This is a genomic window from Brevundimonas sp. 01N35 (assembly GCF_056399785.1).
Genome location: NZ_JBFTRZ010000005.1, coordinates 199962 through 221769 on the forward strand (window position 1 = coordinate 199962; position 21808 = coordinate 221769).

A 21808-nucleotide genomic window follows, 5' to 3' on the forward strand; every position below is an offset into this window, starting at 1 on the left:
AACCTTTGCGACGGCGGTGCTTTTAACAGGCGGGAATCTGTCTTCGGACACGGCCCGGCGGCGGAGGCGCGACGTGCCGGACGGCCAGGTCCAGAGACGCTCCGTTCGACCCGGGGACAGGCTCCAGCGGAATCCCGGTGCGGAATGTTGACGAAAGGCGAGGGCCTCTCTATACGCACCGCTCCGCCGCAAGGTCCTGTCCGCAGGGTTTCGCGCATTTGTTTTTTGACGCCCTCACGGGCCTCCAATTTTCGGGACGTCCGACCATGAAGGTCCGCAGCTCGCTCAAGTCGCTCAAGACCCGCCACCGGGACTGCAAGATCGTTCGCCGCAAGGGCGTGGTCTATGTGATCAACAAGACCGACCCGCGCTTCAAAGCCAAGCAAGGCTAAGAACCGCGTCGGCGCCCGCAAGGGCGTCGCGGTTGCGATATCCACAAGGCTGCGGACATTGTCCGCGGCCTTTTTCGTGTCCGGCGTTGAGCCGCGCCGCGCGGCGTGGTTAGCGTCCGGGTCATTCTTGTTGCCCAATCGGCCTTTGGCCTGCTTGAGGGCGTTTGTGTTTAGTCGCTCTTGTTGGCCACGGCCGGCTGGGGCGATTCCCTTTCTGCTCTGACGGCCCTTGGCCTGCTTGAGTTCTGGAGTCTCTCCCATGGCCGACGACGCCCCCGCCTTCGACGCCTCTGCTGCTGACGTCCTGACCGCCACGGCTCAAGGCCGTCTGCGTTCCATCATCGAACGCCTGGAGCGCCTCGAAGAGGACAAGCAGGCCGTCATGGTCGACATGAAGGAGGTCTTCGCCGAGGCCAAGGGCGAGGGCTACGACGTCAAGGTGCTGCGCAAGGTCCTGCGCCTGCGCAAGCAGGACAAGGCCAAGCGTCAGGAAGAAGAAGCGATCCTGGACCTCTACCTGTCGGCCCTCGGCGAGATCTGAGGGAGGCGGGCCTGAAGCGCACCCCCTTCAAGCCCTCCTGCGACGGCCCTTCACGCTCCAGCAGCCTGAAGGGCGGCGACGCGAGCAAGCTGCGGTCCAGCGGCTTCTCGCGCTCAAGCAGTCCGAAGGACGGTAGCGCTCCCAAGCTGCGCTCAAGCAGCCCGAAGGGCGATAGCGCCAACAAGACTCGCTCAAGTAGTCCGAAGGACGGTAGCGCCCCTAAAAAGAAGCCTTCGCTGTCTCCCTGGGAGCAGCAGAAGGAAGCGGCCCAGCGGGCGGCCTTGAACGCCCTGAAACGCGTCCGCCGCTCGGCAGAGAAGGCGGGCGTTTCGCTGTCGGAATGGGAGGGCGAATTCCTCGATTCGGTGGGCGAGCGAATCCAGACCCACGGCCGCGCATTCGCCGACCCCGAGAAGGGCGCGCCCGGTCAAGCCTTGTCGACCATGCAAGGCCGCAAGCTGAAAGAAATCACCGCCAAGGCCAAGGGCGAGGAGCCCAAGCGTCGCTGGACGCGAACACCGACCCGCGATTTGGCGGATCCTGAGTCGGATTAAACCTTGGTCACAAAAGCAGAACGCTGTTTTCAAGTCGTCGAGCTTGCCTCTAAAGCGCCGTTTCAACAGTGACGGCAGAGAGGCCATTGTGCGCAAGCTTGCAGGAATCGTGTGCGGCCTGGTCATGGCCCAGACCCTGGTCATGGGGGGCCCTGTCGCCCAAGCTCATGACGTCCGGACGCTTGCGACCGGTGAGCACCAGCAGGTCGTGAACGGGGTGCGCCTCTGGTATCGCGTCGCGGGCCAGGCCGAGGGCGCGCCGGTCGTCTTCCTGCACGGGGGGCCCGGACAGGGCAGTCAGACCTTTGCCCGTTTTGCCGGACCCGAGCTCGAGCCGCATCTGCGCATGGTCTATCTGGACCAGCGGGGCAGCGGCCGCTCGGAACGGCCGTGGGACGAGGCCTACTCTCTGGATCTGCTGGTTGAGGATCTGGAGCAGCTGCGCAAGTTGTGGGGTGTGGAACAGATTGTGGTGGTCGGGCACAGCTTTGGCGCCATCATCGCGCTGGAATACGCCGCCCGTTACCCCAGTCATACCGAGCGGCTGATACTGACGGCTGCGCCGCCGGATTTGCCGGGGGTCATAGAGGGGCAGTGCGACCGGCTGGCTGTGGTCGATCCCGAGGCCTATCAGCGCGCTGTGGAGCAAAAGCCTGAGGGGATGAAGGCCCGCTGCAATGCCTTTAGCGCCGGGCGCGCCTTCATCGATTCCGCCATGTTCCCGGACCCGGCCATCATGACTCTGGTGGATGAAACGGATGGGCAGGAGGGCCTGCGCAACACCGGCGAAATAGGGCGTGTCCTGTTCGGACAGGGCCTGATGGATTATCGCTTTGAGGGTCACAAGAGCCTGACAATGCCCGTCATGATCGTTGCGGGTGGGGCCGACTATCAGACGGGCGTGGGACCGCAGCGGGCGCTGGCGTCCGATCTGCCCAATGCACAGGTGCTGGAATATGAGGGCCGTGGACACTTCATGTTTGTCGAAGATCCTGCTCGGTTCGCCGCAGACGTGGTCGCCTTCCTGAAGCCCTGAGATCTGGCGTCGGCGCAACTGAAAGACTGACGACGCCGCAGCCGTCGCCGGCTACGGCGTCAGATCGCGTCTAGCGCGCCGAGCGGACGGCCAGCAGGCCCATGACCCTGTAGGCCATCTTGAAGCCCAGCGGCCCCACGAACAGGGTGAAACAGAAGGCGATGGGCCAGGCCGTGATGAAGGCCTTGGGCCATTCCATCAGCCAGTGATGAGTGGGGCCAAGCGCGATCAGGCTCATGACGCCGGACATGGAGAAGGCCATCATCATGGTGATGAAGCCTTGGGCCAGCAGGAGGACTTTCTTCTCGTTCACGTCGTTCTCGCAATTGCGGACGGCGAACGAGGATCGAATACCCCGGGCGCCCTCCTGATCAGGTGGCGCCGCGGGTTCGCGCAAAAACTGCGCGACTAGATCTCGCCTGAGCGAGGGCCGGAATAACCACACCGGCCTCAAAATCTTTTCGACGGTCGCGGCAATAGAGGCGCCGATCGGTCGCGTCAAGCGATGCGGGACCGGGCGGGGCGCGCCGGGGCCGAATCGCTACGGGCCGAGGGTCTGAAGGCTCAGCCCGCTTCCTTCAGCTGCTCCTCCAGCCCCTGTTCGCGGACCTTTCGGTACAGGGTCGAGCGGCCGATGCCGAGGCGACGGGCGATCTCGCTCATGTGGCCGGAATAGACCTCGATGGCGTGCTGGATCAGGTCGCGTTCGATCTCTTCCAGGGTGCGCAGGTGGCCGCGCGCGTCGATGATGCGCACAGGGCTGTCGGGCAGGGCCTCGGCCCCCGTGTCGCCAGCGGGCGTCTCGGCGCGGTCATGCGAGATGACGCCGCCCGAGGTCAGGGGCATGGCGACGCCCGAGATGGCCGGGAAGTCGTGCGGCTGCAACAGCGGCGAATCGGCCAGCACCAGGGCGCGATAGATCGAGTTTTCCAGCTGGCGCACGTTGCCGGGCCAGTCGAAGGCTTGCAGCAGGGCCATGGTCTCGACGGCGCAGCCAGCGACGCGCTTGCCTTCTTCCACGTTGAAGCGGGCGATGAAGTGCTCGACCAGGGCCGGGATGTCCTCGCGCCGTTCGCGCAGGGCCGGGGCCTCGATCGGGAAGACGTTCAGGCGGTAAAACAGGTCCTCGCGAAAGGCGCCTTCCTTGACCTGCTGGGCCGGGTCGCGATTGGTGGCCGAGACGATGCGGACGTCGACCTTGACCGCGCGCTTGGCGCCGACCGGGTCGATCTCGCCCTCTTGCAGAGCGCGCAGCAGCTTGACCTGCATGTCCAGCGGCAGTTCGCCGATCTCGTCCAGGAACAGGGTGCCGCCGTTGGCCTCCATGAACTTGCCGAGGTGTTTGTCGGTGGCGCCGGTGAAGCTGCCCTTCTCGTGGCCGAACAGGATCGACTCGACCAGATTGGCGGGCAGGGCGCCGCAGTTGACGGCCACGAAGGGCTTGCCGGCCCGGTCCGAGGCGCCGTGCAGGGCGCGGGCGATGACCTCTTTACCCACGCCGCTTTCGCCAGTGATCAGAACCGGGATGCCGGACTTGGCGGCGCGGACGCCCAGAGCCTTGACCATGCGCATCGGCGGGCTGTCGCCGACGATGTCGTCGAACGAGGTGCGGCCCGAGACGTGCTTCTTCAGGCGGCCGATCTCGGCCGACAGCTGGGTCAACTGCAGGGCGTTGCGCACCCCGATCAGAAGGCGCTCAGGCCCGACCGGCTTGACGAAGAAGTCCTGGGCCCCGGCCTGCATGGCCTTGACCACGGTTTCGATGCCGCCGTTGGCGGTCAGGACGATGACCGGCACGGCCACGCCCGCCGTGCGGATCTCCGCCAGCGTCTCCAGCCCCGACAGGCCGGGCATGACGAGGTCCAGCAGAACCACGTCGGCCCCGCCGCCCTTGGTCAGGCGGTCGATCGCCTCGCCCCCGCTTTCGGCGTGGACGACGGCATAGCCTTCGCGGTCGAGCACCGCCTGAATCAGGCGGCGCTGCGTGGGATCATCGTCGACGACCAGAACGGTCTTGGCCATGTGAAACACACCCTAAAACATCACCGTAACGGCCGTCCTCGTTGCTCGGGATCGGCTCGTTTCGAGCTGACCCTAGGCCACAGGGGGTGAAGATCGGGTTTCGGAGAACTGAGTCAGGGGTTAACGGCGACAGGCGGCGGCCATGTAGCAGCCGCGCCGGGCGGTGTGGATGTGAACGGTCCGGATCGCGGGGTCGGCCAGGCGTTCGGCCAGCCAGGCCTCGACGGGCTCGTCCTGCGCGACCTCTGCATCCGTCATCATCCAGTCGCGATCATAGGCCCGCAGCGACAGCAGGCGACCGACCAGAATGGCGGGCAGGGCGTCCACGACGGGCGGCGCTTCCACGGCGGCTTCGCGCACGAAGATCGGCCCGGTCGCGCGATAGGGCGAAGCGGACGCCGTCAGGTGGCCGTGGTTGAGCAGGATCAGGCGCTCGCCCGGTTCGGCGTCGATCAGCGAGACGCGGCATGGGGCGCTGTTGGGCGTCTCCGCGATCATGCGTCGGGCGCCCTGTTGTTCCAAAGCTGCGTCGTCGAGGGCGAAGAGAGGCCGAAAGGGCGCGAGCGGCAGGGGGGTGATGCAATAGGTCATGGGGCGTCATCGCGCGGTGGGCCGAGCGTGTCTGGCGTCTTTCGGACGTTGCGTCCTGGGCCCGCCGTCTCCACAACAGCGGCATGAACGCGCCCATCCAGACCCCCGACCTGACCCCCGACTTGGCCGACGCCCCGCTGTGGGACCTGTCCGACCTCTACGCCTCGCGCGAGGATGCGCGCATCGCCGCCGACCTCGAGCGGACCAAGGCGTTGGTGGACCGGATGAACGCCTATCAGGGCCAGTTGGTCGGCCAGCGCGGCGAGGCGGCGGCGCTGGGTCAGGCGCTGGATCAGACCATTGAGCTGTACGAGCAGGCGGCGGACGTCATGGGCGGCCTCGGCGCCTACGCCTTCCTGGCGGCCTCCACGGCGCGCGACGATGCGGGCGCGCAAGGGTTCGAGGCCAATATCCGCGAGAAGATGACGGTCATCGCCACGCCGACCGTCTGGCTGACGCTGGAGATCAACCAGCTGGACGAGGGCGAGATCGCCGCCGCCCTGGCCGCCCATCCGGCCGCCGCGCGCTGGTCGCCGTGGCTGCGGCGGGTGCGGGCCATGAAGCCGCACGAACTGTCGAGCGAGTTGGAGACCTTCATCGCCGAGCGCGGCCCCATCCAGGCCCAGTGGCCGCGCCTGTTCGACGAGACCCTGGCGGCGCTGCGGGCCGAGGCGGACGGCGAGAGCCTGACCCTGTCGGAAGCCCTGAACCGCCTCAGCGACGCCGACGCCACCAAACGCGCGTCAGCCGCCGAGGGCCTGTCGAAAGCCTTCGCCGACAAGGCCCAGACCATGGCCATGGTCATGAACACCGTCGCCGCCGACAAGGCGCTGGAGGACAAGTGGCGCGGCTTCAAACGCCCCGCCGACAGCCGTCACCTCGGCAACGAGGTGGACGGCGAGAGCGTGGACGCCATGGCCGAGGCCGTGGCCGAAGCCTATCCGCGCATCTCGCACCGCTATTATGCGCTCAAGGCCAAGGCCATGGGCAAGACGGCGCTGGATCACTGGGACCGCAACGCCCCCATCGAGGCGACGCCGCCGCGCACCTATGACTGGGCGCAGGCGCGTGAGGTGGTGCTGGCCAGCTTCGCTGACCTGGGCGGCGACTTCGCCGAGCGCGCGGGCTGGTTCTTCGACCGGCCGTGGATCGACGCCAAGGCGCGGGCGGGCAAGCAGTCGGGGGCCTACGCCCACCCGGTGACGGCGGATCGCCACCCCTACGTCTTCCTGAACTGGATGGGCGAGCGGCGCGACCTGCTGACCCTGGCCCACGAGCTGGGCCACGGGGTGCACCAGACCCTGGCGGCGGCGCAAGGGAGCCTGCTGGCCGACACGCCGCTGACCCTGGCCGAGACGGCCTCCATCTTCGCCGAGGGGCTGACGTTTGATCGGCTGCTGGCCGAGGCGACGCCCGAGGATCAGCGCGCGCTGCTGGCGGGCCGCATCGAGGACGGGCTGAACACGGTGGTGCGCCAGATCGCCTTCCACCGCTTCGAGACCCGCTTCCACGACGAGCGCGCGGCGGGCGAGGTCCCGGTCGAGCGCATCGGCGAAATCTGGATGGAGGAACTGGGCGCCAGCCTCGGCCCGGCGGTGACGCTGAACCCCGGCTATGAGACCTGGTGGGCCTATGTCAGCCACTTCGTCCACTCGCCCTTCTATGTCTACGCCTATGCGTTTGGCGACCTGTTGGTCGCGGCACTGATGGAGACGCGCGCCAAGGACCCGGCGGCGTTCACGCCCCTCTATCGCGACCTGCTGTCCGGCGGCGGGGCGCATACCTATGTCGAGGCGCTGAAACCCTTCGGCCTCAACCCGCGCGACCCGGCCTTCTGGACCATCGGCACCAAGCGGCTGGAGCGGCTGGTGGATCAGTTCGAGGCGCTGGGCTGAGAAAATCCCTTCTCCCCTTGCGGGAGAAGGTGGCCCGTCAGGGCCGGATGAGGGGTTTCTCGACAGTGGATATTGGCGACGTTTGAGGCAGCGCGACCCCTCATCCGTCAGGCTTCGCCTGCCACCTTCTCCCGCAAGGGGAGAAGGAAGGGGTTCCGCCGTTGACAGCGGGCGCCGCGACGTAAAGCGTGGCGGTATGAAACACGCGTATCGCGCCCTCGCTCTCGCCGCCGTTCTCACCCTGCCGACGACGGCGCTGGCCCAGACGCCGCCGACCGCCAACCATCGCGCCCTGGCGGCGGGCTACAAGGCGCTGACGATGTGCAGCGCCCTGCATACGGCGAAGGAAGCGGGCGCGACCCGCACCCCGGCCAGCGTCGAGGCGAACGAACTGGTGGGAATCTATCCCGAGCTTCAGCCTCTGGTCGACGGGATGACGGCCCAGATGTCGGGCGATGTCGTCTCCGTGGCCTGGGACGAAGCGGCGCCGGCGCGCGTCGCCATCCACACGCCAGGACGCGGCTGCGTCATTCAGCCGATGGGCTACGTCGCCGGCAGCGCGCCCGCGCGGGCGCCGCAAACCCGGCGGGCCTCGGCGCCGGCCTTGCCGACCGGCCGGGCGCGGGGCGATGCGGCGGCGTTGAACGGCGCCGTGGATCGCGCCTTTGCTGGGGGCTTCGGCGCGGGCGCCAATACGACCGCCGTAGTGGTGCTGCAGGACGGCCGGATCGTGGCCGAGACATACGCCGACGGCTTTGGCCCCAACACGCCGCAGCGCACCTGGTCGGTGGCCAAGAGCCTGGCCGGGACCCTGATCGGGGCGGCGGTCCAGCGCGGCGAGGTCGATGTGACGGCCCCGGCCGCCATCGCCAACTGGCGGGGGCAGGGCGACCCGCGCGGCGCCATCACGCTGGAGAGCCTGATGCGGATGGCCTCGGGCCTGACCAGCGACACGGCGGGCAACCGCACCGACGCCCTCTATTTCGGCGGAACCGCCGTGGACGAGCAGGCGCCGGGCTGGCCGCTGCTGGCGCCGGTCGGCTCGACCTACCGTTACGCCAACAACGACACCCTGCTGGCGGTCCTGGCCGTCGCGCCGACGTTCGCCGCCCATCCGCCGGCTGAACTGTTCGACCGTCTGGGCATGACGCACACCTTCGCCGAAACCGACTGGCGCGGGAACTACATCCTGTCGAGCCAGGTCTGGACCACGGCGCGCGATCTGGCCCGCTTCGGCCAGTTCTATGTTCAGGACGGGGTGTGGGAGGGCGAGCGCATCCTGCCCGAGGGCTGGCGCGCCTTCGTGTCGACGCCCTCGGGACCGCAGCCGCCGACCGGCGCCTTCGGCTATGGCGCGACCTTCTGGGTGATGAACCGGTCGGACGGCGTGCCCGCCGATACGTTCGCCGCTTTCGGCAATCGCGGGCAGTATGTGGTGATCGTGCCCAGCCGCAACGTCGTCATCGTGCGGCGCGGCGAGGACCCGGCGGGCAAGGGTTTCGACGTCGCCGCCTTCGCCCGCGACGTTCTGGCCGTGCTTGATTGAGGCGGGGCCTTGAGCAGCGCGCCCCGACCGCTATAAGGGCCGTCGAAATCTCGACTCTTTTTCGGAAGACCTGAATGGCCGACCAGCACGCAGACAACGCCGAACACGCCTATGTGCACGGCTCGATGGAAATCTCGGAACAGGTTTCGACCTGGCACCTGTTCCAGTTCCTGGCCAAGTGGGGCTCGCTGCTCATGGCCGCCGTCCTGCTGTTCCTGACGGTCTGGTTTGCGGTGGGCGCCGGCTTCATCGCGGGTGCCATCAGCGCCGTGGCCCTGTTCGTGGCCGGCTTCTTTGCCCTGCGCTCCAAGCCCGCGCACTGAGGCCCGCGCCGCGCTCGCGGCGTATCGAATCATGAAAGCCCGTCGAGCTTCGCGTTCGACGGGCTTTTTCGTGTCTTGAGTTGTAAACGGGCGGGTCGAAAGTTGCGTTTTGGGCGCGTAATTCGCCCTCTCGTCGCAACAAATCGTCAGGCTCGCGGGTCCATTTGCGCTTTGACGCCCGCTTCCGCTTCGTCCTAACGTTCGGGCTCTGGGGGACAAGGGAGGGATTCGCTTGGCTGTCGCCATCGCCGTGACCCGCGAGCGCCGTGAAGGCGAAGCGCGCTGCGCCGTAACGCCGGAGACGGTGAAGAAGCTGATCGCCCTGGGCGCGACCGTTGCGGTCGAGACCGGGACGGGGCTGGGCTCGTCCATTCCCGACGCGGACTACGTCGCGGCCGGCGCGACGGTGAGGCCCGACACCCGCGCGGTGCTGGAGGGGGCCGACATCGTGCTGAAGGTGCGCGGCCCGACGGCGCAGGAGACCAGCGCCCTGAAGCCCGGCGCCGTCGTCGTGGCCATGCTGGACGCCTATCGCGAAAAGGACACGGTCGAGGCGCTGAAAGGCGCCGGCGTCACCGCCTTCGCCATGGAATTCGTGCCGCGCATCACCCGCGCCCAGGTCATGGACGTGCTGTCGTCCCAGGCCAATCTGGCCGGCTATCGCGCGGTGATCGAGGCGGCCTACGCCTTTGGCCGCGGCTTCCCGATGATGATGACGGCGGCGGGCACGGTCGCCCCGGCCAAGGTCTTTGTCATGGGCGTCGGCGTGGCGGGCTTGCAGGCCATCGCCACGGCGCGGCGTCTGGGCGCGGTCGTCACCGCCACCGACGTGCGCCCGGCCACCAAGGAACAGGTCGAGAGCCTGGGCGCCAAATTCCTGGCGGTCGAGGACGAAGAGTTCAAGAACGCCCAGACGGCGGGCGGCTACGCCAAGCCGATGAGCCCCGAGTATCAGGCCAAGCAGGCCGTCCTGACCGGCGAACACATTAAGAAGCAGGACATCGTCATCACCACGGCCCTGATCCCCGGCCGCGCGGCGCCGGTTCTGGTCAGCGCCGAACAGGTGGCGTCGATGAAGCCCGGCTCGGTTCTGATCGATCTGGCGGTCGAGGCGGGCGGCAATGTCGCCGGCGCCAAGGCGGGCGAGGTCGTGACCACGGCGGGCGGCGTCTCCATCGTCGGCTACACCAACCTGCCGGGCCGGATCGCGGCCGACGCCAGCGCGCTTTACGCCCGCAACCTGGCCGCCTTCGTCGGGTTGATGCTGAAAGACGGCGCGGTGACGCTGGATCTGGAAGACGAAATCCTCAAGGCCGCCGTCGTGACGCACGGCGGGGCCGTGGTGCATGAGGGCGTGAAGGGATGATTCCGGCTCGTTTACGAAATGCGCTTTCGACCTTCTCGCTGGTCGCGATTTTCGGAGGCCCGATCTTCTGCGTCTTTGCGCTGATGATCGGCTTCGTCGAGGATAGTTCCGGCCAGGCATTCGGCCGAGGGCTCACAAACATTGCTCCGATCTTTTTTGGGAGCGTGCTCAACGGTGGTTTCTTGAGAGTCCTCATCAGCATTGATGCTCGACTGGAGCAAAGGGTCTGAACATGGAACACGTCGATCCCACCGTCTTCCGCCTGGCCATTTTCGTGCTGGCGATCTTTGTCGGTTATTATGTGGTGTGGAGCGTGACGCCCGCCCTGCATACGCCGCTGATGGCCGTGACCAACGCCATTTCCAGCGTCATCGTCGTCGGCGGCCTGATCGCCGCGGCGGCGCTCAGCCCCGAGGCCGCCGGGCCGAACGCCTGGATCGCCAAGGGCGCGGGCGTGGTCGCCGTCACGCTGGCCAGCGTCAACATCTTCGGCGGTTTTATGGTCACGCGACGGATGCTGGCCATGTACAAGAAGAAGGAAAGGCCCAAGGCCTCGTGATCTTCTCGCCCGCCCTGTTCGCCTACTACGTCTCCTGGGCCGCCACCGGCCTGGGCGTGGCCCTGTGGATCTGGAGCTGGCTGCGAGTGAAAGACCCCATCGGCAAGCTGCGGTTCCAGGACTGCGGCGTGGTGCTGGTCTTCGCCGCCGTATTGACGCGGATCGTCATCCAGGACCGCGAGATGACGGTCTTCGACTGGGCCATGTTAATATTGGGGCCGCTGTTCATCGCCGCCGCGTTGTGGCGGCTGACCCGCACCCAAAGTCTGACCAAACGCTAAGAGTATGTGATGAAGACCACCCTGATTTTCGCCGCCGCCCTGACCGCCGCCGTCGCCGCGTCCGGCGCCGCCTCGGCCCAGCACACGGAAGAAGTCGGCCAGAACCCTTACGGCGGCCTGCACTGGTCCGTCGCCGCGCCGCAGGGCGCCACCTGGGCGCTGCAGTGCCAGTTTGCGCCGGTGACCGTGCGCGGCATCCATATGAACCGCATCAATCACACGGGCACGGGCCCCATGGCCGGTCGCCTGCCGGGCGATAACGGCAGCTGCCGCCTGACCAAGACGGGCGGCGAAGGCTCCGTCGGCGTCGCCCTCGTCAAGAACGGTCAGGCCACCGCCGCCGGCACGCGCGATCCGGCCAAGCCGGCTGTCATCAACGTTTTCTGACCACGCTGAAATAACCCCGGGGGAGGGGATCTGATGAACGCATCCATAGCCGCGTTGGCCTATCTGGCCGCGGGGGTCCTGTTCATCCTCTCCCTCAGGGGCCTGTCCAGCCCCGAGACCAGCCGACGCGGCAATACCCTGGGCATGATCGGCATGGGGCTGGCCGTCGGCGTGACCCTGCTGACGCTGGCGACCTCTGGCGCGCTGGATAGGCTCACCCTCGCCTTGATCGGCGGCGGCGTCGTGGTCGGCGGCGGCGCGGGGGCGCTGATCGCCAGGCGGGTGCCGATGACGGCCATGCCGCAGCTGGTCGCGGCCTTCCACTCGCTGGTCGGTCTGGCTGCCTGTCTGGTGGCGGTCGGGGCCGTCTATGCGCCCGACGCCTTCGGCATCATGACCGCGACCGGCGGCATCAAGACCCTGTCGATCGTCGAGCTGTCGCTGGGCGTGGCCATCGGCGCCGTCACCTTCACCGGCTCGGTCATCGCCTTCGCCAAGCTGAACGGGAACATGAGCGGATCGCCGATCCTGCTGCCGGCGCGGCACCTGATCAACATCGGCCTGGCCCTGGCCCTGGTCTTCCTGATCGGCGTGCTGATCGTCACCGGCGGCACGGCCATATGGGCCTTCTGGGGCGTCTTCGCCATCGCGCTGATCCTCGGCGCGACCCTGATCATCCCCATCGGCGGGGCCGACATGCCCGTCGTGGTGTCGATGCTGAACTCCTATTCCGGCTGGGCCGCTGCGGCCCTGGGCTTCACGCTGGAAAACATCGCCCTGATCATCACCGGCGCCCTGGTCGGCTCGTCCGGCGCCATCCTCAGCTACATCATGTGCAAGGGCATGAATCGCAGCTTCATCAGCGTCATCCTGGGCGGCTTCGGCGGCGGCGATGCGGCAGCAGCCGGCGGCGCGGGCGCGGTCGAAACCCGTCCCGTCAAGCAGGGCTCGGCCGAGGACGCCGCCTTCATCCTGAAGAACGCGTCCAAGGTCATCATCGTCCCGGGCTACGGCATGGCCGTGGCCCAGGCCCAGCACGCTCTGCGCGAAATGGCCGACAAGCTGAAGGAAGAGGGCGTCGAGGTTAAGTACGCCATCCACCCCGTCGCGGGCCGGATGCCGGGCCACATGAACGTCCTGCTGGCCGAGGCCAACGTCCCCTATGACGAGGTGTTCGAGCTGGAGGATATCAACTCCGAGTTCTCCTCCGCCGACGTGGCCTTCGTCATCGGCGCCAACGACGTGACCAACCCCGCCGCCAAGACCGACCCGCAATCGCCCATCTACGGCATGCCGGTGCTGGACGTGGAGAAGGCCGGCACCGTCCTCTTCATCAAGCGCGGCATGGCGGCCGGTTACGCCGGGGTCGAGAACGAACTCTTCTTCCGCGACAACACCATGATGCTGTTCGCCGACGCCAAGAAGATGGTCGAAGGGATCGTGAAGGCGCTCTAGGGCGCGGGCGCCTCGGGCCGACAGTCGCCGTAGGCTTCGTTATAGGGGCGACCAAAGCAGGCGATCAGACCGTCGAGCACATCGAGGTTCATTGGCCATGTCAGGGTGAAGCCGTAGGCGGCCTTGAAGCGTTCGGCGGCGCGATCGAAATCGACGGGCTTGGGCGTCTCGGCCAGTCGTTCCCTGGCGGCGAGCAGACCTGGCCGATCCTGATGAAGGAAGGCGATGGTCCCTAGGGCGTAGTCCGAAAAACCGCTGTTGGGGGGTTCCGGATCCACCCCTGCCATCATCAGCCGCGTCGCGGCCTCGGTCTGGCCGAGGCCCGCGCGAAGCTGGCCTTCGTGCCAGAAGTTGATGTGCAGTTCGCCGGGCGTCAGTTCGCCCCAATGCGCCTTGCGGTAGGCGGCCAGAAGGTCGGCGGCGGTAGCCGCGCATTCGGGCTTTTCACCCAGGGTTCGCCAGCCGCCCTCAAGATCCTGATCGAAGGCCGCCGGCGACAGCGCCAGAAGCGCCGCCCGATCATGGGGGCAAGGGTCAGTGGCGGCGGCAGGCTGCGCCTGCGCCATGGCCAGAGACATAAGCGCAATCAACATGTTTCCCCTCCTGCGACGTGAACGTCGTTGATTAAAAAGATCGGTGTTTTGCGGCTAAAGTGCGGCTGTTGAGGCGGGGCATTGGCGCCGCTGGCGAACAGCGCCATCAAGGCTCGGATACCTGTATCGGACGGTCATGGCGGGGGAGGGTGAAGTGGATTTCAGCGCGGACGAGATCATCGCCAACCTGTCGCTGACGCCGCATGCCGAGGGCGGGCATTTCCGCACCATGGCGCGCGATCGGGGGCTGGCGGGCTGCGGGTCGGAGGCCTCGACTGACTATCGTCTGCTGACGGCGGACGAGGCGGGCGAGTGGCGTCTGGTCGAGACGACCGAAATCTGGGCCTTCTACATGGGCGCGGCGATGGAGCTGGAGATCGTCACCGACGCGGGGCGGCGTCCGGTGGTCGTGGGGCCTGACCGGCAGCAGGCGGCGGCAGAACAAGGCGCGTGGCGTCGGGTCCGCAGCCTCGGCGACTGGACCCTGGCCAGTTGTTCGACCGCGCCGGGGCTGGCTGCGGACGCCGTCGAGTCCGCACCCGTCTGAAGTTGTGCGGCGCATCGCCTGACGGACCGCCGCTATCCCTGATTGGCTTGCCGCGAAATCTGCCGTGCGTATAGCGGATGATCATGCGCACCCTTCTGATCGCCGCCGCCGCACTCTTGTCCGCCTGCGCCACGGCGCCGCTGACCGCCGTTGAAGCCCCGGTCGAGACGGTCGACCTGCTGCTGACCTCGGCCACGGTGGTCGATGTCGAGAAGGGGACGACGACGCCCGATCAACTGGTGGCCGTGCGCGGCGGCGACATCGTCGCCGTCCTGCCGGAAGGCGAGGCCCGCCGCTATCGCGCGACGCGGACGCAGGATCTCGGCGACCGCTACGTCTTGCCGGGCCTGTGGGACATGCATGTCCACTTCGGCGGCGGCGAGACCCTGATCGGCGAGAACGCCGAGCTGATGCCCCTCTATGTCGTCAACGGCGTGGTCGCGGTGCGCGACGCGGCGGGCGATCTGGCACAACAGGTGCTGGACTGGCGCGACGCCCCGCCGACGCCCGACAGCCCGCGCATCTTCACCTCCGGCCCCAAGATCGAGGGCATCGCCCCGGTCTGGAAGGGCGTAATCGAGACCGGCAGCGAGGCCGACGTGGACGCCGCCCTCGACCGGCTTCAGGCCCTGCGCGTCGACTTCGTCAAGATCACCGATAACACCCTGAAGCCCGAGCTCTTCCTCTATGCCGTGCGCGAGGCGAAGAAGCGGGGCATGAAGACCTCGGCCCACATCCCGGCCAGCATCACCGTGCTGGACGCGGCCGAGGCGGGCCTGTCGTCGATCGAACACCTCGACTACGCCATGAAGGCGGGCTCGCGGGACGAGGCGGCCATCGCCGCCGACTATCTGGCGGGCAAGTACACCTACGCCCAGACCATGCGGCGCTATGCCGACACCTTCGACGTGGCGACGGCGCGGCGGGTCTATGCCCGTCTGAGGGAGTTGGGCACGGCCGTGTCGCCGACCCTCTACGGCTCGACCACCCTGGCCAACCTTGATCTGGACGACCACTCGCACGACGCCGGGCTGGCCTATGTCGGGCCGGGCATCCGCGCCACCTATGACTGGCGCGTCCAGCGCGCGGCCCAGGCCACGCCGCAGCAGGTGGCCGACCGCCACTTCGTCAAGGACGTCACCGCCCGCACCCTGCCTATGCTGCGCGACGCGGGCGTGATCATCCTGGCCGGGACGGACGCGGGCTTCCTCAACTCGTTCAACTATCCGGGCTTCTCGCTGCACGACGAGATGGAACTGTACGTGAAGCTGGGCCTGACGCCGCGCGAGGCGTTGGCGGGCTCGGTCGTCGACGGCCCGCGCTTCCTGAACCAGGGCGCGCGCTACGGCGCCGTGGCGGCGGGCAAGTCGGCGGACCTGCTGGTGCTGGACGCCGACCCGCTGGCTGACGTCAGCGCGACGCGGCGCATCGCCGACGTGGTGCTGCGCGGCCGGCTGATCGACGCCGGCGAACTGGAACGGATGCGCGGCGAGATCCGCGCCCGCGTCACGGCGCGCGAGGCGACCTTCAAGTCTTCGCCAGCTTCCTGACGCGGAAGGCCACGAAGATCATCAGGCCGCCGAACAGGATGGCCCAGGCCGCGATCAGCCACAGCAGGCCCAGGGCGCCGGGGCCAGGGGCGAAGACCAGGATCAGGCCGAACAGGATCGACAGGATCCCCGCCGCCGCCAGCGTCCACTCGTTGGCGATCTCCTTGCGCAGGTGGACGGCGCCGACGATCTCAAGCACGCCGCGCATGATCGACCAGAAGCCGATCAGATAGATCAGCACCAAAGCCGTCAGCCCCGGCCAGACGAAGGCCAGGACGCCCGCCGCCACCCCGGCGAGCCCCGACAAGGCCAGCCACCAGCGCGGGCGCAGTCCGCCGCCCCGGATGGCGGCGACGATGGCCAGCACCCCGTCGACCAGGGCATAGGCGCCGTAAACGATGATGAGGCTCAACAGGCTGATCTGCGGCCAGGCGAAGGTCAGCACGCCGAAGACCACGGCGGCGATCCCGCGCAACAGCAACAGCCACCAGGATTTGTGCAGGGCCGAGCGCACGAGGCTGTCCAGCGAAGGCGCGGCGGAGTGGGGCGACGTCATGGGAAAATCCCCGTTCTGGCGGGACCGAAACGGTCACGCTTGGGCGAACGCGGTCAGCCGCTGGGGGTTCCTTCAGGCCGCCATGCGCCAGTCGGCGTGCGCTGCGGCGGGCGCGGCGTGGAACTCGTCCCACAGGGCGTCCTCGTCGGAGTAGCGGCTGCTGGCGGAGGCGGAGATGACATCCACGACCTGTTCTTCCTGGCGATCCCAGATGACGGCCAGGTCGCCTTCAGCCTCGCACGGCACAATCATGTAGCGCTCGGCGAACGCCTTGCGGGCGGGCTTCTGGACGGTGGGGGTGCGGGCGAAGGCCATGTCGGGATCTCCTGAAGCGATTGCCTCTTGCTGATGTTGAGAGGATGCGACAGCATTGCGCCAGTTTCGGACGTAGGCTTGTGGAGACGTTTCAGTGCGGCACGACAAGGCGGCGATGGTAATTGATCTGGCGCGCGGCATGGCGGCCAGCGCCGAGGGGCTGACGCTGAACGAGATGGCGGGGCAACTGCGGGTCGGGCGGCGCACGGCCGAGCGGATGCGCGACGCCGTCCTGATGCTGTTCCCTCAGGTCGAGGAGGTGTCGGACCCGCCGACCAAGCGATGGCGCATTCGCGGCGGCCTGTCGGCCTTTGAACAGGCCCCGACCGCGACCGAGATGCTGGAGCTGACCAAGGCGGCGGCGGGCCTGCGCGCCGCGGGCGAGGCCGGGCGGGCGGCGGCGCTGGAGGGGCTGGAGCGCAAGGTGAAGGCGGCGATGCGCTCGACCACGCTGAACCGGCTGGCCCCCGATCTGGAGGCCCTGGTGCGGGCCGAGACGATCGCCGTCCAGGCCGGGCCGCGTCCCTCGGCCGACGAGGCGGTGCTGGCCGAGATTCGCGGGGCGGTGCTGGCGGGGCGGCCGCTCGGCTTCATCTATTCGCGACCGGGGGCCGAGGCGCGCAGCCGCAGCGTCGCCCCCTGCGGCGTCATGTTCGGCCGCGCCAACTATCTGGTGGCGGCGGACCGCGAGAGCGGGCGCATTCAAACATTTCGCCTTGATCGCATGACCTCGGTCGAGGCGGGCGACGGGATGGCGACGCCTCCCGGTGACTTCGATCTGGCCGCCTTCGCCAGCCAGTCGTTCGGCATCTATCAGGACGAGATCGAGGAGGTGGTGCTGCGGATCACGCCCGAGGGCGCGGCCGAGGCGCGCGGCTGGCGCTGGCACCCGACCCAGACGCTGGAGGATCAGCCGGACGGATCGGTCCTGGTGCGCTTCCGCGCCTCGGGGATGCGGGAACTGGCCTGGCACCTGTTCAGCTGGGGCGAGCAGGTGGCGATCGAGTCGCCGCAGCGGTTGAAATCGGTGATGGCGGACGAACTGGCGGCGGCGGGGCGCGCCCTCGCGCGGGCGCAATCCTAAGCCATCCGTAAGGTGACGCTGGTGGCCCCATCCGTCATCCTCGGCCTTCCAGAAACTCGAGGTCTGCTAGTCCAATCGCTGCGCCTCGGACCCCCCGCGGGCGCGTTTATGGATCCTCGGCACAAGGCCGAGGATGACGGCGGATGGGGCGGCGTTCATGATTACCGGAGTGTCCCTTGCGTCTGAAAGCCCTCGCCGCCTCGACCGTTCTGGCTGTCGCCCTGCTGGGCGCCTGCGCCGCCGCGCCCTTGCCGCCGGGGACCTGGGATGCTCGGGCTGCGCCCATGGTCGAGGTCGCGCGCGACGGCGACCGCTGGACGGCGGACTATGTGTTCAATCGCGACGCGCCGGTCTGGGCCTTCATGGATTCGGCGTTGATCGTGGACGTCCGTCAGCCCTGGCGTCCGACCCAGTGGAGCGTCGACACGCCCGGCGTCGTCATGGAGCGGCGCGGCCACTATGACGTGATCCGCAGCCTGGACGGGGGCCCCGTGCCGCGTCACGTGCGCTTTTCGCTCAAGCCCAAGTCTGTCTATCTGGAGGCGGAGTACGGCACGCTGACCTTCTCGGACGGCGCCGTGGCCCTGCCGACGCGCCAGTTCGACGTCTTCGCCCTGCCGTCGGTCGAGGCGGCCGAGGCCATGCCGGCCGATCTGAACGGAATGGATCTGGAGGGCGGCCCCTCCACCGTCGCCTGGCGCGACACGACCGGGCCGGTGCTGTTCAACGGCGAGCGGCGCGCCCAACTGACCACGACGGGCGAGCGCTCCTACGTCCTGCTGGGGCGGGCGCGGGTGACGCCGGGCGAGGGGCTGACCACGGTCATCGACCCCAACCTGCCGTCTTGGATCGGCGAGGAGATCCGCAGCTTCGCGCCCCATGTCGGCGACTACTATCTGCGTCGGCTGGGGTCTCCCGGCGTCGGCAGCGAGACCTCGACCGTCATGGTCAGCTGGAACGGCCCGACCGAACGCCTGTCCAGCATGGGCGGCAGCGTCCTGCCCGGCCTGATCGTCATGAAGTTCGAGGGCGTCGGCGTGCTGCGGCCCAATGCGGAGATGCTGGAACGGTCGCGCTGGTTCATCGGCCATGAGAGCGCGCATTTCTGGCTCGGCCAGGCGGTCCGCTATCAGTTCGCGCGCGACGCCTGGATCACCGAGGGCGGGGCCGACCTGATGGCCGTGCGGGCGCTGAAGGCGCTGGACCCTACCTATAACGCCCGCTCCGAATTGCAGAGCGAGGTGGACGACTGCATCGACCTGGCGCGCGGCAAGCCGGTGGCCGAGGCTGGCGCGCGGGGCGAGCACCGCGCCTACTACGCTTGTGGAGCCGTCTTCGCCATGGCGGCCGAGGGCGCGCAGAAGCGGCGCGACGGCGGCGATTGGTTCGACTTCCTGCGCCGGCTCCTGGCGGCCAACCGCGAGGACAAGGTGCTGACTCGCGCCGAGTGGCTGGAGGCGCTGACTCGCGTGTCGGGCGATCCGTGGCTGGCGCAGACCATCGACCGGATGCTGGATCAGGGCGCGGCCGATCCTGCGGCCGAGATCGCGGGGTTGTTCCGCAAGACCGGCGTCCCGCACCGTTTGGAGAACGGCAAGGTCGTTCTGTCCGGATCGTGATCGCTGTTATTTGATCGGGATCAAGGGCCAAAGCTTGCGCCGGGTGTTCTATGGCTGTGGAGCAAGAGGAGGTCGCCATGACCTGGTCCAGCCTGATCGTCTATGTCGATGACGAACCCGACAACGCGGCTCGCATCGCCCAGGCGTGCGACCTCGCCCTGATCCATGACGCCCATCTGATCGGCGTTTCCGCCTGTGCGCCGGAAACGCCCATGGCCGATGCCTATGGCGCCGGCATCCTGTTGGGCGAAGTGCTGGCCGCCCAGCACGAACGGGCCGAGAGCGCCCTGAAGGGGGCCGAGCAGCGGTTTCGCGAGGGCGTGACCCGCGCGGGCGTGCCCTGCGAGTGGCGCGCCGACGTGGGCGATCCGACGGGCCTTCTGGTCAAGCACGCGCGTTCCGCCGACGTCCTGATCGTGGGGCGGGACGCCGCCAACGTCAGCGGCTGGCGGGCGCCCCATCCAGCCGATCTGGTCATGCGGGCGGGCCGTCCAGTTCTGATCGTGCCGCCGACGCCCGCGCGCCCCATCATGGACGGATCGATCCTGCTGGCCTGGACCGACAGCCGCGAGAGCCGTCTGGCGGCCCATGCCGCCCTGCCGCTGATGCAGCGGGCGCAATCCGTGCGGGTGGTCGAGCTGTGCGATCCCGGGGACATGGACGGCGCCCGCCTGAGGACGGACGACGTCTGCGCCTGGCTGGTCCGCCACGGCGTGACCGCCGAAGCCGACGCCCGCGCCCACGACGACCGCTCGGCCGGACGTCGCCTGCTGGACTGCGCGACCGAGATGAAGGCCGGCGCCATCGTCAGCGGCGCCTGGGGCCACGCGCGGATGCGTCAGTGGATCTTCGGCGGGGTGACCCAGACCCTGCTGACCGAAACCCCGGTGGCGCTGCTTCTGGCGCACTAGAATCTCCCTTCTCCCCTTGCGGGAGAAGGTGGCCGAGCGGAGCGAGGTCGGATGAGGGGTCTCTCAACCGACAGCAAAACCCCTCATCCGTCGGCCTTCGGCCGCCACCTTCTCCCGCAAGGGGAGAAGGTCTTTTACGCAAACGGATACGGGCTGACCGACTTCGACCAGTCGTCCACCGTCAGCGCGCGTCCGACCGGCGGGGCGGCGCGTTCGGCGCAGGGGTGTCTCTCACAGAGCCGGCAGGCCGGCCCGATCGGCGTGACCTCGGGCTTCTGCAGGTCTAGGCCGCGGGCGTAGATCAGGCGGTGGGCGTGCTTCAGCTCGCAGCCTAGGCCGATAGCCAGGTCCTGACCCTCGGTGAAGGCGTCCTGGCCCTGGCGGTCCACGGTGCGGGCCAGGGTGAACCAGCGCGAGCCGTCTGGCGTCTCGATGATCTGGGTGACGACCCGGCCCGGCGTGCGGAAGGCGGAGTGCAGCCGCCAGCGCGGGCAGGACCCGCCGAAGCGCGAAAAGGGAAAGGCGCCCGAGGCGTAGCGCTTGGACACATTGCCCGCCTGATCGACCCGCATCAGGAAGAAGGGCACGCCGCGCGCGGTCGGCCGCGACAGCGTCGTCAGCCGGTGCGCAGCCTGTTCGAAGCCGACGCCGAACCGGGCTTGCAGTCGCGCCAGGTCATAGCCGGTCTCTTCCGCCGTGCGCTGGAAGGCGGCGTAGGGCATCAGGATGGCGGCGGCCAGGCTGTTGGTCAGCGAGGTCTTCAGCAGGTTGCGGGTCGGGCCGTCAGGCGCGTTGGCCGCCTCGGTCAGGGCCTGAAGCTCGGCCCCATGCTCCATCAGGGCTAGCTGGCAGGCGACGGCGAAGGCGCGCGACGACGGGCCCAGCGTGTCGGACAGCAGCAGCCTGCCCCGGTGCGGGTCAAAGCGACGGGTCCATTCCACCATGACCTCGGCGGGCAGGGTGCGGACGGTCAGGCCGTGACGGGCGAACAGCCGCACGCGGGCCAGGGCCTCGAACCCCTCGTCCGGCGACGACGCCTCGGCCTTCAGGGCCTCGTGCAGGGCCTCGCCCAGCGCATCCAGTTCGGGGACGTGGTTGTGGCGGGCCTGGATATACTCGCGCACCCATTCCGACGGGCTGTCGGCGGGGGAGGCGGCGCCGGCGACCTCGGCCTCGGCCCGGTCGCGCACGCGGCGATCGGAAAAGGCGCGATAGAGCCGCAGGATAGCGTCGGCGGCGGCGGGCTGATCCTCGGCCAGTTGCACGATCTCGTGGCGCGGCACGGCCAGTCCCTGAAACAGGGGGTCGGCGAAGGCCTCGGCCAGTTCCGCCTCGGACGCCGGGCCGCCGGACTGGCCCAGGTTCCTCAGGTCCACGTCATAGGTCTCGGCCAGACGCAGCAGAAGTTGGGCCGAGACGGGCCGCTGATTGCGCTCGATATGGTTCAGATAGGAGGGCGAGACGCCTAGGTCCCCCGCCATCGCCGTCTGCGACAGGCCGAGGTCGCGCCTCAACCGCTTCAGGCGGCCGCCGAGGAAGAGTTTGCGATCAGCGGCGGCGTTCATGACGCGATGATGTCATGATATGACTGATTGGCAAGCGTCATGATGTGACTGTTTGACTTCAATGTTGAGGTCATCGGTGTGTCATTCGTGACGGCTGGGTGTTCTGGTCCGGGTGACAGC

The 21808-nt window shown here is 68.2% G+C and carries 25 protein-coding genes; 18 read left to right on the forward strand and 7 right to left on the reverse strand.

What is annotated here, in order from left to right; translation table 11 throughout:
* Positions 1-266: 266 nt before the first annotated feature.
* From ykgO to AC1DJ5_RS07290, 4 genes are all read left to right on the forward strand, one after another.
* Positions 267-392 carry a type B 50S ribosomal protein L36 gene (gene ykgO / locus AC1DJ5_RS07275; protein ID WP_013479043.1) on the forward strand — a complete coding sequence of 42 codons (126 nt, stop codon included), beginning with the start codon at positions 267-269 and terminating at the stop codon, positions 390-392.
* Positions 393-651: 259 nt separating this feature from the next.
* Positions 652-933, forward strand: a complete 282-nt coding sequence (gene gapR, locus AC1DJ5_RS07280) for a nucleoid-associated protein GapR (protein WP_441455395.1) — start codon at positions 652-654, stop codon at positions 931-933.
* A gap of 236 nt (positions 934-1169) precedes the next feature.
* Entirely contained in the window at positions 1170-1487 is a 318-nt protein-coding gene (locus AC1DJ5_RS07285) for a hypothetical protein (protein ID WP_477020174.1), read from the forward strand.
* A 124-nt stretch (positions 1488-1611) separates the two neighbouring features.
* Positions 1612-2523, forward strand: a complete 912-nt coding sequence (locus AC1DJ5_RS07290) for an alpha/beta fold hydrolase (RefSeq protein ID WP_477020148.1) — start codon at positions 1612-1614, stop codon at positions 2521-2523.
* A gap of 70 nt (positions 2524-2593) precedes the next feature.
* On the opposite strand, the gene AC1DJ5_RS07295 is transcribed toward AC1DJ5_RS07290, so the two are convergent.
* The 3 genes from AC1DJ5_RS07295 to AC1DJ5_RS07305 all read right to left on the reverse strand — a co-directional run bounded on the left by AC1DJ5_RS07295 (position 2594) and on the right by AC1DJ5_RS07305 (position 5136).
* Positions 2594-2836 carry a DUF2798 domain-containing protein gene (locus AC1DJ5_RS07295; protein ID WP_477020149.1) on the reverse strand — a complete coding sequence of 81 codons (243 nt, stop codon included), beginning with the start codon at positions 2834-2836 and terminating at the stop codon, positions 2594-2596.
* 251 nt (positions 2837-3087) lie between these two features.
* Positions 3088-4545, reverse strand: a complete 1458-nt coding sequence (locus tag AC1DJ5_RS07300; protein WP_441455398.1) for a sigma-54-dependent transcriptional regulator — start codon at positions 4543-4545, stop codon at positions 3088-3090.
* 120 nt (positions 4546-4665) lie between these two features.
* Positions 4666-5136, reverse strand: a complete 471-nt coding sequence (locus AC1DJ5_RS07305) for a DUF1203 domain-containing protein (RefSeq protein WP_477020150.1) — start codon at positions 5134-5136, stop codon at positions 4666-4668.
* 83 nt (positions 5137-5219) lie between these two features.
* Here AC1DJ5_RS07305 and AC1DJ5_RS07310 point away from each other — a divergent pair, with 83 nt between their 5' ends.
* The 9 genes from AC1DJ5_RS07310 to AC1DJ5_RS07350 all read left to right on the forward strand — a co-directional run bounded on the left by AC1DJ5_RS07310 (position 5220) and on the right by AC1DJ5_RS07350 (position 12948).
* Positions 5220-7031 (forward strand): M3 family oligoendopeptidase, encoded by a 1812-nt coding sequence (locus AC1DJ5_RS07310; RefSeq protein WP_477020151.1) that lies wholly within the window; start codon positions 5220-5222, stop codon positions 7029-7031.
* 196 nt (positions 7032-7227) lie between these two features.
* Positions 7228-8577 (forward strand): serine hydrolase domain-containing protein, encoded by a 1350-nt coding sequence (locus AC1DJ5_RS07315; protein ID WP_477020152.1) that lies wholly within the window; start codon positions 7228-7230, stop codon positions 8575-8577.
* Positions 8578-8651: 74 nt separating this feature from the next.
* Positions 8652-8900 carry an aa3-type cytochrome c oxidase subunit IV gene (locus AC1DJ5_RS07320; RefSeq protein ID WP_441455404.1) on the forward strand — a complete coding sequence of 83 codons (249 nt, stop codon included), beginning with the start codon at positions 8652-8654 and terminating at the stop codon, positions 8898-8900.
* A 232-nt stretch (positions 8901-9132) separates the two neighbouring features.
* Entirely contained in the window at positions 9133-10266 is a 1134-nt protein-coding gene (locus AC1DJ5_RS07325) for a Re/Si-specific NAD(P)(+) transhydrogenase subunit alpha (RefSeq protein WP_441455405.1), read from the forward strand.
* Complete coding sequence (locus AC1DJ5_RS07330; RefSeq protein WP_441455406.1) at positions 10263-10496, forward strand: hypothetical protein; 234 nt, start codon at positions 10263-10265, stop codon at positions 10494-10496. The genes AC1DJ5_RS07325 and AC1DJ5_RS07330 overlap by 4 nt, the downstream gene beginning before the upstream one ends.
* A 2-nt stretch (positions 10497-10498) precedes the next feature.
* Entirely contained in the window at positions 10499-10825 is a 327-nt protein-coding gene (locus AC1DJ5_RS07335; RefSeq protein WP_441455407.1) for an NAD(P) transhydrogenase subunit alpha part 2, read from the forward strand.
* Positions 10822-11106, forward strand: coding sequence for a hypothetical protein (locus AC1DJ5_RS07340; protein ID WP_441455409.1), 285 nt, complete (start codon positions 10822-10824; stop codon positions 11104-11106). The genes AC1DJ5_RS07335 and AC1DJ5_RS07340 overlap by 4 nt, the downstream gene beginning before the upstream one ends.
* Positions 11107-11115: 9 nt before the next feature.
* Complete coding sequence (locus AC1DJ5_RS07345) at positions 11116-11493, forward strand: hypothetical protein (RefSeq protein ID WP_441455410.1); 378 nt, start codon at positions 11116-11118, stop codon at positions 11491-11493.
* Between the two features lie 33 nt (positions 11494-11526).
* Positions 11527-12948: an NAD(P)(+) transhydrogenase (Re/Si-specific) subunit beta gene (locus AC1DJ5_RS07350; RefSeq protein ID WP_441455411.1), complete on the forward strand. Its 1422-nt coding sequence runs from the start codon at positions 11527-11529 to the stop codon at positions 12946-12948.
* Here AC1DJ5_RS07350 and AC1DJ5_RS07355 read toward each other — a convergent pair.
* Positions 12945-13541: a hypothetical protein gene (locus tag AC1DJ5_RS07355; RefSeq protein WP_477020153.1), complete on the reverse strand. Its 597-nt coding sequence runs from the start codon at positions 13539-13541 to the stop codon at positions 12945-12947. The two genes, AC1DJ5_RS07350 and AC1DJ5_RS07355, sit on opposite strands and share 4 nt — an antisense overlap.
* 154 nt (positions 13542-13695) lie before the next feature.
* Between AC1DJ5_RS07355 and AC1DJ5_RS07360 the strand changes: the two genes are divergently transcribed.
* Both AC1DJ5_RS07360 and AC1DJ5_RS07365 read left to right on the forward strand, forming a co-directional pair.
* Positions 13696-14088 carry a cupin domain-containing protein gene (locus AC1DJ5_RS07360; protein WP_477020154.1) on the forward strand — a complete coding sequence of 131 codons (393 nt, stop codon included), beginning with the start codon at positions 13696-13698 and terminating at the stop codon, positions 14086-14088.
* An 83-nt stretch (positions 14089-14171) separates the two neighbouring features.
* A complete protein-coding gene (locus AC1DJ5_RS07365) occupies positions 14172-15638 on the forward strand; it encodes an amidohydrolase family protein (RefSeq protein WP_477020155.1) in 1467 nt (488 codons plus the stop codon).
* Here AC1DJ5_RS07365 and AC1DJ5_RS07370 read toward each other — a convergent pair.
* Positions 15616-16194, reverse strand: coding sequence for an HdeD family acid-resistance protein (locus AC1DJ5_RS07370; protein WP_477020156.1), 579 nt, complete (start codon positions 16192-16194; stop codon positions 15616-15618). The two genes, AC1DJ5_RS07365 and AC1DJ5_RS07370, sit on opposite strands and share 23 nt — an antisense overlap.
* A 72-nt stretch (positions 16195-16266) precedes the next feature.
* Positions 16267-16509, reverse strand: a complete 243-nt coding sequence (locus AC1DJ5_RS07375; protein WP_477020157.1) for a hypothetical protein — start codon at positions 16507-16509, stop codon at positions 16267-16269.
* A 94-nt stretch (positions 16510-16603) separates the two neighbouring features.
* Here AC1DJ5_RS07375 and AC1DJ5_RS07380 point away from each other — a divergent pair, with 94 nt between their 5' ends.
* The 3 genes from AC1DJ5_RS07380 to AC1DJ5_RS07390 all read left to right on the forward strand — a co-directional run bounded on the left by AC1DJ5_RS07380 (position 16604) and on the right by AC1DJ5_RS07390 (position 20123).
* A complete protein-coding gene (locus AC1DJ5_RS07380) occupies positions 16604-17593 on the forward strand; it encodes a helix-turn-helix transcriptional regulator (protein WP_441455421.1) in 990 nt (329 codons plus the stop codon).
* Positions 17594-17769: 176 nt separating this feature from the next.
* Positions 17770-19212 carry a hypothetical protein gene (locus tag AC1DJ5_RS07385; protein WP_477020158.1) on the forward strand — a complete coding sequence of 481 codons (1443 nt, stop codon included), beginning with the start codon at positions 17770-17772 and terminating at the stop codon, positions 19210-19212.
* A gap of 77 nt (positions 19213-19289) precedes the next feature.
* Positions 19290-20123, forward strand: a complete 834-nt coding sequence (locus AC1DJ5_RS07390) for a universal stress protein (protein WP_477020159.1) — start codon at positions 19290-19292, stop codon at positions 20121-20123.
* A 134-nt stretch (positions 20124-20257) separates the two neighbouring features.
* Here the strand turns inward: AC1DJ5_RS07390 and AC1DJ5_RS07395 are convergent, their stop codons facing one another.
* A complete protein-coding gene (locus AC1DJ5_RS07395; protein ID WP_477020160.1) occupies positions 20258-21688 on the reverse strand; it encodes a helix-turn-helix domain-containing protein in 1431 nt (476 codons plus the stop codon).
* Positions 21689-21808 lie beyond the last annotated feature (120 nt).

What these genes read in the sequence shown, in the direction of transcription:
- ykgO (WP_013479043.1), top strand. Translation starts at nt 267, where the DNA reads ATGAAGGTCCGCAGCTCGCTCAAGTCGCTCAAGACCCGCCACCGGGAC.
- gapR (WP_441455395.1), top strand. Translation starts at nt 652, where the DNA reads ATGGCCGACGACGCCCCCGCCTTCGACGCCTCTGCTGCTGACGTCCTG.
- AC1DJ5_RS07290 (WP_477020148.1), top strand. Translation starts at nt 1,612, where the DNA reads ATGGCCCAGACCCTGGTCATGGGGGGCCCTGTCGCCCAAGCTCATGAC.
- AC1DJ5_RS07300 (WP_441455398.1), bottom strand. Translation starts at nt 4,545, where the DNA reads ATGGCCAAGACCGTTCTGGTCGTCGACGATGATCCCACGCAGCGCCGC.
- AC1DJ5_RS07305 (WP_477020150.1), bottom strand. Translation starts at nt 5,136, where the DNA reads ATGACCTATTGCATCACCCCCCTGCCGCTCGCGCCCTTTCGGCCTCTC.
- AC1DJ5_RS07310 (WP_477020151.1), top strand. Translation starts at nt 5,220, where the DNA reads ATGAACGCGCCCATCCAGACCCCCGACCTGACCCCCGACTTGGCCGAC.
- AC1DJ5_RS07315 (WP_477020152.1), top strand. Translation starts at nt 7,228, where the DNA reads ATGAAACACGCGTATCGCGCCCTCGCTCTCGCCGCCGTTCTCACCCTG.
- AC1DJ5_RS07320 (WP_441455404.1), top strand. Translation starts at nt 8,652, where the DNA reads ATGGCCGACCAGCACGCAGACAACGCCGAACACGCCTATGTGCACGGC.
- AC1DJ5_RS07330 (WP_441455406.1), top strand. Translation starts at nt 10,263, where the DNA reads ATGATTCCGGCTCGTTTACGAAATGCGCTTTCGACCTTCTCGCTGGTC.
- AC1DJ5_RS07335 (WP_441455407.1), top strand. Translation starts at nt 10,499, where the DNA reads ATGGAACACGTCGATCCCACCGTCTTCCGCCTGGCCATTTTCGTGCTG.
- AC1DJ5_RS07345 (WP_441455410.1), top strand. Translation starts at nt 11,116, where the DNA reads ATGAAGACCACCCTGATTTTCGCCGCCGCCCTGACCGCCGCCGTCGCC.
- AC1DJ5_RS07350 (WP_441455411.1), top strand. Translation starts at nt 11,527, where the DNA reads ATGAACGCATCCATAGCCGCGTTGGCCTATCTGGCCGCGGGGGTCCTG.
- AC1DJ5_RS07355 (WP_477020153.1), bottom strand. Translation starts at nt 13,541, where the DNA reads ATGTTGATTGCGCTTATGTCTCTGGCCATGGCGCAGGCGCAGCCTGCC.
- AC1DJ5_RS07365 (WP_477020155.1), top strand. Translation starts at nt 14,172, where the DNA reads ATGCGCACCCTTCTGATCGCCGCCGCCGCACTCTTGTCCGCCTGCGCC.
- AC1DJ5_RS07370 (WP_477020156.1), bottom strand. Translation starts at nt 16,194, where the DNA reads ATGACGTCGCCCCACTCCGCCGCGCCTTCGCTGGACAGCCTCGTGCGC.
- AC1DJ5_RS07375 (WP_477020157.1), bottom strand. Translation starts at nt 16,509, where the DNA reads ATGGCCTTCGCCCGCACCCCCACCGTCCAGAAGCCCGCCCGCAAGGCG.
- AC1DJ5_RS07390 (WP_477020159.1), top strand. Translation starts at nt 19,290, where the DNA reads ATGACCTGGTCCAGCCTGATCGTCTATGTCGATGACGAACCCGACAAC.
- AC1DJ5_RS07395 (WP_477020160.1), bottom strand. Translation starts at nt 21,688, where the DNA reads ATGAACGCCGCCGCTGATCGCAAACTCTTCCTCGGCGGCCGCCTGAAG.